This is a genomic window from Helicobacter bilis (assembly GCF_900198365.1).
Lineage (GTDB): Bacteria > Campylobacterota > Campylobacteria > Campylobacterales > Helicobacteraceae > Helicobacter_A > Helicobacter_A bilis_B.
This window is the reverse complement of record NZ_FZMS01000052.1, coordinates 39757-49110: the sequence shown is the minus strand read 5'-3', so window position 1 is coordinate 49110 and position 9354 is coordinate 39757. Positions and strand designations below refer to the sequence as shown.

The window sequence follows — 9354 nt, the reverse complement described above, 5'->3', positions numbered from 1 at the left end:
CGACTTGACAATGAAAAAATGTCGGTTAGAATTTTGGGGTGGAGTTTAGAATGTATGTAAAAGATCTTTTTTGCTTAAATTGTAGAATGACGATTTATCACAGATTTATCTCTAGTTACTCCAACATTATATATATGTCTCATGAGTTAATTCTAAGATTCACATTAGTTTTTACCACTTCTCTTTTATACCTTTTAAAACAATCTCTTTTCCCAACATTCACAATAGTATAATTTCAATATTCTTTATTACAAAGATATGTTGAAGTAGGTAAATATATGAAATTCCATAAAATTTATGTTGAAATTACTGATATTTGTAAGCTTTCTTGCTCTTTTTGCACGCCAAAAAAGGCACTAAGGGGAGTTATGCCGCTAGCTTTATTTGAAAAAATCATATCACAGATTGCCAATCACACAAGGCTTGTAAGTCTGCATGTATTAGGCGATCCGCTCTGTGTGGATAATCTATCTGCATACATTGATATTGGGGCGTATTATAAAGTAAGATTTGACATTGTAAGTAGTGGTGCGTTTTTAAACAAAGAGCATTTTTCTATATTGACACAGAGGCATATACATCAAGTTAGCTTTTCTCTTGATGCCCTGTTTGATAATAAGCATTTAAGAAAAGAGATGGAAAAATATTTTGATACAATCCTTGCTTTTTATGAATATGCAAAGATATATGCCCCGCAGCTCTATATCAATCTGCGACTTTTTGGAGATTATGACTACACATATTTTTTGCAAAGATTCTCAAATGCAATTTTACAAACAGAAAAAAGGCGATTGCGTTTAGCTAAAAACTTTTTCCTGCGTTTCCATAAGGCTTTTACATGGACTGCTTTGCAAAAAGATTCTAAAATGACAAATACGATAACTAAACCGCATTCAAACTCGCCATATTGTCTTGGGGCGATAAAGCAGCTTACAATACTTGCAAATGGTGTTGTTGTGCCATGCTGCATTGATGCAAGTGCAAAAATGCCACTTGGTGATTTTAATACGCAGGATTTTATGGAGATTATGCACTCAAAAAAGATGAAAGACATGCAAGATTCACTAAGGACTTATAAGAATCTGCCATTATTATGTGAGAGCTGCACTTTTCGTGGTGTTTAAAGTATTTTGTGTTATAATTCACGCTTATTTTTAAGTGAAGAAAGTGTGCTATGGAACTGCGAGTTATGACTATACAGGATTATGATTTAGTGCTGAAACTTTGGAAAAGCATTGAGGGATTTTATATCCGCACTATTGATGATTCTTATGAAGGTATGCAAAAATTTCTTACAAAAAATCCAAATACAAATGTGGTAGCTATCTGTGATAATGAGATTGTAGGTAGCATATTATGCGGCTATGATGGGAGGTGTGCATATCTCTATCATGTGTGTGTGCAAAAGGAATATCGCCATAAGCAAATCGGCAAAGGCATGGTGGCATTTGTGAAAGAGAGACTAAAAGAAGAGGGTGCGACACATATTAATCTTGTAGCTTTTAAGAATAACTCTCTTGGGAATCTTTTTTGGCATGAGATTAACTGGTCGCTTAAAGATACTTTGAATCTCTATGAGTGTATTTTAGATTCCACAAATACTCGAATCTTGAATGAGGGTTAAGGGTAGTTTAGATTGAATGCTGCATTGCATTAAAATCATTCTTATGATTAAGTTATATTAAGAAAATGTGTAAAACTTATATCTAAATAAAAATATAGTGCTAACAAAATGTTACTTTTGAGGATTAGACAATGAAAAAGATATTTCTAGTATTACTACTACTATTTAGTGCTTGTCGTGCGACAGAGCCACTGCCTATGGAGTTACTTAATACTTGGGATAGTGCAGATAGTTTGATTGTAAAACTCAAAAGACATGCGTTATTTGTGTGTTTGCAGGAATTTAATCCACAAAGCGATTTTGTTGATAGTCATGTAATCTCTCATCGTCATCCTGATGTATGGGCTACAATACCGCCTAATTTGTTAGATGAACTTGTAGTTTTTACTAAAACAATAATATTAAACGCAAATAATGGAGCATTGGATATAACAGATCTAAGATTTAGCAGGACTTATAAAAAGCAAGACATAAAAGGTGAGAATCCAGACTATACAAACGCATGTCTTAATCTCTATGATAGCAAAGAACTTATGCAAGAGATGGCTAGAATCTTAGATAAAATATACCTAGATGATACCATTTTCCCAACGGAATATCAAAAGAGATATAAGGACGCGATACAAAAATATTGCAAGGATTGCAAATAAGTTTCAAACTTCTATAAAAAGATTCTAAAAAAAATATTAAAATAAACATGGCATGTATTTTTACAGATTTATTTATCACGCAACAAAAAACAAGAAATAACGATTACTAAGATTTTAAAGCAGGAGTGTGTATGAATTTTTATGATTATGGTTTATTTGGGTTATTGCTTGTTTGCTTTATATCAAGCTCTCTTTGGCCACTTGGGTCTGAAGCGTTTGTTATCGGTTTTATTGCATTTGATTTTAATCCCTATATTGTGCTAATTGTCGCTAGTATAGGCAATATACTTGGGAGTTTAAGCACCTATTATATTGCATATTTTGGTGGCGATTCCGCTGTGCGAAAGTTTTTCCCGAAATCTTATAAAAGAATAGAATCTTATCGACCCTATGTGCAAAAATATGGCTATCTTTACGCGTTTTTTGCATTCCTGCCATTTATTGGGGATATTTTAGTGCTACTTCTTGGGTTGTATAAATATAATCAAATAGCAACTTGGCTTTTTATCGCACTTGGCAAGATAAGTCGCTATGCTATCTTAATATACCTTTATATTCAATGGGGTATTACCTAGTGTATAGACTACCACAAATACTTAGCACCGATGGTAAGTAAATGCAACTGCCCAAATCCATCATGAGAAGCTATAAAGCTTTTTCTATTATCTTTTAGTGCAAGTGAATAAGCCAAACCTAAATCTAGCCTATCATCTAAGAATCTTTTCCTAAAACCTAAGCCAAACATATATGCATTTGCATCAGGTATGCCAAACTTACCTTGTGGGGCTGGTGTCTCATCATAGGCGATACTTCCCATAATCTTATAAGATTCCCCAAAATATGTATATCCCAAGCGATACGCATTAGAATCTTTCCAGCCATTTCCATAGGCAACGGCGGAGTAGTCGGCATATCCCAGCATATTTGAAATGTAGTCTAATCCCAAACCAATAAAATTTTTATCACCCTGCATGTTTGAAAACACTTGATTAGCATAGCCAAACTCAAAGATTCTAGCACTACTCCAAAAAGTATATTCCCAAACAAACTCAATTCTATTTCTTCCAAAATCTTGCGATACGGCAAGGTTTATAATGTGCGGTAAATCAGTCATAAGCACCAAGTCCGCATTCATATCCACCGTGCCTTTACCTAAAATACCCGTATCTACACCAGCGACTGCTTGAAGTTTGCCTTTTGCATCTATGGATACTTTTGAGCGATAAGTAGCTGCTATGCTAAAGCTTTTTAGATTCTCATTTGAGAATGTTGCAAAAGGCTTTATTGTTAATGCTGCGTTATAACCGACACCAAAACCAGAAGCATTTGAGGTTTGCTGAACATAGCTTGTGCCGGAACTAAGGTTTGGCACATCATAAGGCACATATAAAGAGTTATTAAATTCACCAAATGAGTATATGCCTCTAACACCAAGTCCAATAGACACAATATCTTTCCATGCAAGAGATACAACGGGATTAAACTCCATCATAGCAATACCCACATCATCTAGGAATCCGCCACCCGCACCATCCCAATCCATGGATAAACCAGACGGCGTAGTGAATGAAAAACCAAAATTTGTTTTCATGCCCAATGGCAACTCATATGCACGAGATTTTAAAAAGAATTTTGGCACAGGTTGAAAAGCCCAATTTGCCCTACCATTTACCCTTGCGGGACAATTCTTTTTAGGATCAGCACAGCCAATTAGCACAGCACCACCAAGTGCTGAACCACCCTTATCTCTATTTTCTGTATCAAAGCCAAATCCGGGTATGACAAGCAGCTGCCCATCTATCTCAAACTCCCACTTATCACTATCCCTACCTAAACTCATATTTGCAGGATTATAGTAGGTAGAATCTGCTCCATAAGCCCCTGCAACGAATGCTGAATTAAGTGCCGTGCCATTCAAGCTTTGCTCTGTCAAGCGAAAGCCAGAACCTAGCATAGATTCTATACTCAAAGCCAACCCACAAATAACGCCCACTACCCTTTTATGTTTTAACATACATTCCTCCAAATTTTAATATTTTCCTTAAAAAGAACCAGAAATTATAACATCGTTTTTTTTTTTTTGTAAAGCACTGCTATCAAAATAAGCATATTTCCTAGAAATTATGGCAAAATATCCTTTCTGTTTTGAGATTTTAGATAAGGAAAAGTATGCAAGCAGGCATTATCGGTTTAGGGCTTATAGGTGGGTCTTTAGGATTAGCTTTAAGAGAAACAAAAATGTTTAAACGCATTTTGGGATATGATAAGGCGGCATTGCACGAACAGCAGGCATTGTCTCTAGGGCTTGTTGATGAGTGTGCGAGTATGGAGGAAATCTCTCAATGCGATGTGATATTTATCGCTGTGCCGCTTGATTTTGTAGCACCAATTGTAAATGCTTTTAGCGATCTCACCCCAACGCAAACTATCATTGATTTAGGCAGCACAAAACACGCTATACATGAGCTTATAGAATCTAAAATGCGTAAAAATTATGTCGGCGCACACCCTATGAGTGGCACAGAGCATAGCGGTCCAAAGGCAGCACAAAAAGACTTGTTTAAAAATAAGATTCTAATTCTCACAGATATAGACAAAAGCGGTGCGTTTCAAATCGCCTTTGCAAAAGAGATTTTTGTAAATCTTGGTATGCAAATCATTAAAATGGATTCTGCAAGTCATGATGAACATATCGCCTATATCTCACATTTGCCGCATATCTTAAGCTTTGCCCTTGCAAACACGGTATTAGCACAAGAAAAACCAGAAAATATTCTTGCTTTAATTGGCGGTGGATTCCGCAGCATGTCGCGTCTTGCAAATAGCTCTCCTATCACTTGGAAAGATATTTTTAAACATAATAAAGATCATCTATTGCATTCGCTCACAGATTTTGAAAAGCATTTTACTGAAGCAAAAGAGTATGTCGCAAAAGAAGAATGGGATAAACTCATAGCATGGATGAAAAAGGCAAATGGATTGCATAATTTCTTATAGTTTTTTTAAACATAGCTTAGAATCTAAAATGCCTTTCACCCATAATTCTAAAAACAATTTTGCTATACTACTTGTTTTGTAATATTTCTTATCTTTATATTTAATTTCACAATAAAGGGATTACTTTTGGATATAGCATTTTTTGATTTTGATGGCACTATAACGCGTGGGGATTCTTTTCAACTATTTTTGCGTTTTGTATTAGGAAAAAGATTCTATATAAAAATGTTAGAAAATTTGCCTACTTTGATAGGCTATAAGCTTGGCTTGATAGATAATAGCAGGGCAAAGGAGAGAGTGCTAAAGTCTTGTTTTAAGGGCATGGAAAAAGATAAATTAGATAAACATTGCACTGACTTTGTGAGCGATTTAGAATCTTTTTGTAAAGATTCTGCCTTACAAAAAATGCAATGGCATAAGGAAAATAATCATGTTGTAGTGCTTGTGTCCGCTAGCTTTGAAGAGTATCTGCGTCCTTTATGTAAAACTTTTGATATTCATCTACTTGCCACTACAATGGAGGTAAAAGATGGTAAGATTACAGGCAATTTCGCCCAGCCAAACTGCTATGGACCAGAGAAAGAGAGACGCATTAAAGAGAGCTACGACCTTACACAATATGAAAGGATCTATGTCTATGGCGATACTAGGGGGGATAGAGAAATGTTAGCCCTAGCAAGTCCAAATCTCGCATTTTTTCGCGTGTTTCATTAAGGGCTTATGATGACTTCTAATAAGTTAGCATTTAGCGAGATTATGCGTGAGTGGCTCTATAATCCAAATACAGGCTATTACACGCAAAATCATGTGGGAAAAGCGGGGGATTTTTACACTTCTGTGAGTGTGTCAAAGTTTTTTGGCGGGGCGATTAGCCGCTATATTTTGAGAATGCTTGATGAAAAAAGGCTTACTCTACCACTTCACATTGTGGAAATAGGGAGTAATAATGGCGATTTAATCGCTGATATTGCAGAGTTTTTAAAGGCATTTAGCGATGTAGTTTTCATACAAAGTAGCTTTTGCGTGATAGAGCCACTAGTTTGCTTACATACACAACAGAAGGCGACCTTTCAAGCAAGGATTACTGCAAGATTTGCTAAGCAACTACATATTTATAATAACTTGCAAATGCTAAAAGATACGCAACCAAACAATGTATTTTTCATATCTAATGAATTGTTTGATAGCATGCCTTGCGATATTTTTCATAATAATAACATGCTATATTTTCATAATAATAATTTTACATGGGATAAGCCAAGCAGTGAGATAAGTGAATTTATAGAAAAGTATGATATAAAAAGTGCTGAAATCCCATTCATTTGGGAATCTTTTATACAAAATCTCTGCAATTTGCCATGTAAATGGATATTTCTCACATTTGATTATGGCGATTTTTTACCGCGTGAAATGAATATACGAATGTATATGCAGCACAAGGTTTATAATCTCTATGAAGAATTGCAAAATGATAGATTAACTCATTTTATAGGCAAAAGCGATATTACTTATGACATAGATTTTAGCCTGTTAAAAAAGATATTGGAAAATAATAATGCTAAAGTTTTATGTAATGTTACGCAGTCAAAATTTTTGATTGAATCTTGTGAGATTTTGGATATTTTTGAAAGTTTTTCTACGCATTTTAGCACAATCCAGCTAAGCAAACAAAAAGCAAGTTTGCAAGGCTTAATCGCACCAAATGCTATGGGCGAACGCTTTAAAGCTTTGGTATGTGGGGTGTAGATTCTAGTTCTTGCACTCTACTTTAATTTAATAGGTATTACCCTCTCTCATCAATAATACTTGCTTGTCTTGTGTATGTAAGGCTAGATTCTGTAATATCTAATCTTTGGTTTGGTTGTGTGGTTTTAGAATCTTGCAAATTTTTAGAATCTTGTAAGTTAGCAGAATTACTCGCATATTTAGAATCTCTTGTATTTATAGAATCTTGTGTAATTTTTGAGTTTTGTAGATTGTTAGAATCTTGTATAATGTCTGTATTAGATTCTGTGTCTGCTTGTGATATTGGTGCGTTTAGATTCTGCAATAAAATCCGCTCATCTAAGAAGAATTTTGCCTGCAATATGGCTAATACAATATCAGGTGTAATGCTATCCATATTCAATCCATAGTCGCTATACTCATGAGAATCTTTTGGGTTAAACAGACCAAAAGGTGTGCAAATCACATGCTTTTTGTTTTGACTGATGGGGGCATATCGGTGCGGATTTATCGTATTTTTATACGGGAATATTGAAAAGGTGCTAGTATCAAGTGCGGCAGCAGCGTGTAAAAGCGTGTTATTATTAGCGATAAAAAGGCTACTTAGGTGGATTAGGGCTAGGATTTGTGTGATAGTATTTGTTTTTGTCGTGCTATCTTGTGCTGTGCTAGAAAAAAGATTTTTTTGTGAGAGATTTGGGAATTGTGAAAGCATAGCTTGATAACCCTGCATTTCATCAATTGGGGCTAGTATCAATACATTATGAAACTTAGCAAGGGCATTTGCAATGGTGAAGAAATGCCTACTCTTCCAGCCTAGCTCTTGCAATCCATAACTTGGACAGATTGCAATATAGCTAGTGTCTAGATCTGTGTCAAACTTCTGTGCGATAATCTCTTGAGCGGTGGCTATATCGCTTAGTTTTAGATATAGTTTTGGATACATGAATTGTTTGCATTGCAGAAATCGCAGTAAATCAAAGTTATATTCAGCCTCATGTTTGTTATTTAATGTGCGTTTTTGCTTAATCTTATAGTTAAAAAGAAGTGAATAAAAATGTGAAAATACGCCGATTCTAGCTTTAATCCCAGCACGAAATAATGCTATTGTGCTTTTTTTATCAGCTACAAGTGAGAGTGAAATATTAATCTTTGCATTTTTTAAGGATTTTGCTAGATTTGGGTCTGTGTCAATACAAAAAATCTTGTGTATATGTGGATTGTTTTGAAAAAAGTCCTGCATACTTGAGTGCAAAAGAAAGCTAATTTTTGCATTTGGAAACTCATTTGCAAGGGCATTTATGCAATGCAAGGAGAGTATAAGACTTGCACCATTTTTATACTCATTGCAATGAACGAGTAGAAAATGATAAGAGTTGTTTGTATTTAGTGTGAGCATGATGCCTTTCTATTGTGGGTGTATAGGTTTTGTGTGTAGTAGAGATATGATTCTATCAACTATTGCTTGTGTATCTTGTCTAGAATCTATAATGTAATCACATGAGTTTTCATATATTTTAATGCGTTCATTATAGAGATCTTTGGCTGTAGATATGTCATCAAATAGAGGTCGTGTGTTTTCTTTTGTGGCTTCTTTTTCTTTTAAAATGCGTTGTGCGATTGTATCAAAATCGCTTTGCAAATAGAAACATACACCAAGCCCTCTTATATTATTAAAGATTGGCATACCACCACCTGTTGCGATAATATACCCTTTTTGTGTGGAAAAAGATTCTATAAAAAGAGATTCTAAATGGCGGAAATATGCCTCGCCCTTATATGTGAAAATATCTTTAATACTGCTTTTTTCTTTCTTCGCTATATATGTATCACTATCTATAAAGGGCATATTTAGGGCTGTTGCAAGTAGCTTTGCTATGGTGCTTTTACCGCTACCCATAAAGCCTATCAAGATGATATTATCCATTGCTTATCTCTCTTTTGTTTTATTAAAGCGTTTTTCGTGGTGGTTTTAATTGAAGTATTATAACAAATATTTGGGGTTATATGTAGACTAAACTGGAATTGATTGCTTGAGATATGACAGATATATTGATCATTTTAAGTGTTAAATACTTGAGTTTATTTTTAAACAAACAATGCTTAATATTTTTTTTGTAACTGCGACGACTTATATATGTTTATGTTGTTGTTTATTGTCCTTATTCTAAACAATTTAATAAAATAATCAACTTCACTCTCATTGACCCTAGAAACTAAGGCTTTTGCGTGTTAATATATTGTCGCGTTGGTTTTTTTGAGGGGGGGGGGGGGTGAATGGACTTAATATCTCGTTTCTTGCTTTTCTTAATTTTCGCGTGTCTGCAAACAATATATTTAGACTTACTCTCTAGTTTT

10 protein-coding genes are annotated in these 9354 nt (G+C 34.7%); 7 read left to right on the top strand and 3 right to left on the bottom strand.

Features of this window, described 5'->3' with window-relative positions; genetic code table 11:
• The first annotated feature begins 278 nt into the window (after positions 1–278).
• The 4 genes from C6H08_RS07485 (at position 279) to C6H08_RS07470 (ending at position 2849) form a co-directional block, all read left to right on the top strand.
• Entirely contained in the window at positions 279–1124 is an 846-nt protein-coding gene (locus C6H08_RS07485; protein ID WP_034579352.1) for a radical SAM protein, read from the top strand.
• 50 nt (positions 1125–1174) lie between these two features.
• Positions 1175–1624, top strand: a complete 450-nt coding sequence (locus C6H08_RS07480) for a GNAT family N-acetyltransferase (protein WP_034562607.1) — start codon at positions 1175–1177, stop codon at positions 1622–1624.
• Positions 1625–1755: 131 nt separating this feature from the next.
• Positions 1756–2274, top strand: a complete 519-nt coding sequence (locus tag C6H08_RS12010) for a hypothetical protein (RefSeq protein WP_233708525.1) — start codon at positions 1756–1758, stop codon at positions 2272–2274.
• Between the two features lie 131 nt (positions 2275–2405).
• Entirely contained in the window at positions 2406–2849 is a 444-nt protein-coding gene (locus tag C6H08_RS07470) for a YqaA family protein (protein WP_034562610.1), read from the top strand.
• Positions 2850–2857: 8 nt separating this feature from the next.
• On the opposite strand, the gene C6H08_RS07465 is transcribed toward C6H08_RS07470, so the two are convergent.
• The gene (locus C6H08_RS07465) at positions 2858–4288 is read right to left on the bottom strand and encodes an OmpP1/FadL family transporter (RefSeq protein WP_104686155.1); all 1431 of its coding nucleotides are present in this window, start codon (positions 4286–4288) and stop codon (positions 2858–2860) included.
• Positions 4289–4443: 155 nt separating this feature from the next.
• On the opposite strand from C6H08_RS07465, the gene C6H08_RS07460 reads away from it, so the two are divergent.
• The 3 genes from C6H08_RS07460 (at position 4444) to C6H08_RS07450 (ending at position 7017) form a co-directional block, all read left to right on the top strand.
• Positions 4444–5271, top strand: coding sequence for a prephenate dehydrogenase (locus C6H08_RS07460; protein ID WP_034565083.1), 828 nt, complete (start codon positions 4444–4446; stop codon positions 5269–5271).
• A gap of 126 nt (positions 5272–5397) precedes the next feature.
• Entirely contained in the window at positions 5398–5985 is a 588-nt protein-coding gene (locus C6H08_RS07455) for an HAD family hydrolase (RefSeq protein WP_034565080.1), read from the top strand.
• Positions 5986–5994: 9 nt separating this feature from the next.
• The gene (locus C6H08_RS07450) at positions 5995–7017 is read left to right on the top strand and encodes an SAM-dependent methyltransferase (protein ID WP_034578964.1); all 1023 of its coding nucleotides are present in this window, start codon (positions 5995–5997) and stop codon (positions 7015–7017) included.
• A gap of 37 nt (positions 7018–7054) precedes the next feature.
• On the opposite strand, the gene C6H08_RS07445 is transcribed toward C6H08_RS07450, so the two are convergent.
• The gene (locus C6H08_RS07445) at positions 7055–8395 is read right to left on the bottom strand and encodes a glycosyltransferase family 9 protein (RefSeq protein WP_034565076.1); all 1341 of its coding nucleotides are present in this window, start codon (positions 8393–8395) and stop codon (positions 7055–7057) included.
• A 9-nt stretch (positions 8396–8404) separates the two neighbouring features.
• Positions 8405–8923: a shikimate kinase gene (locus C6H08_RS07440; protein WP_034565074.1), complete on the bottom strand. Its 519-nt coding sequence runs from the start codon at positions 8921–8923 to the stop codon at positions 8405–8407.
• Positions 8924–9354 lie beyond the last annotated feature (431 nt).

What these genes read in the sequence shown, in the direction of transcription:
- C6H08_RS07450 (WP_034578964.1), top strand. Translation starts at nt 5,995, where the DNA reads ATGACTTCTAATAAGTTAGCATTTAGCGAGATTATGCGTGAGTGGCTC.
- C6H08_RS12010 (WP_233708525.1), top strand. Translation starts at nt 1,756, where the DNA reads ATGAAAAAGATATTTCTAGTATTACTACTACTATTTAGTGCTTGTCGT.
- C6H08_RS07440 (WP_034565074.1), bottom strand. Translation starts at nt 8,923, where the DNA reads ATGGATAATATCATCTTGATAGGCTTTATGGGTAGCGGTAAAAGCACC.
- C6H08_RS07470 (WP_034562610.1), top strand. Translation starts at nt 2,406, where the DNA reads ATGAATTTTTATGATTATGGTTTATTTGGGTTATTGCTTGTTTGCTTT.
- C6H08_RS07480 (WP_034562607.1), top strand. Translation starts at nt 1,175, where the DNA reads ATGGAACTGCGAGTTATGACTATACAGGATTATGATTTAGTGCTGAAA.
- C6H08_RS07445 (WP_034565076.1), bottom strand. Translation starts at nt 8,395, where the DNA reads ATGCTCACACTAAATACAAACAACTCTTATCATTTTCTACTCGTTCAT.
- C6H08_RS07485 (WP_034579352.1), top strand. Translation starts at nt 279, where the DNA reads ATGAAATTCCATAAAATTTATGTTGAAATTACTGATATTTGTAAGCTT.
- C6H08_RS07460 (WP_034565083.1), top strand. Translation starts at nt 4,444, where the DNA reads ATGCAAGCAGGCATTATCGGTTTAGGGCTTATAGGTGGGTCTTTAGGA.
- C6H08_RS07465 (WP_104686155.1), bottom strand. Translation starts at nt 4,288, where the DNA reads ATGTTAAAACATAAAAGGGTAGTGGGCGTTATTTGTGGGTTGGCTTTG.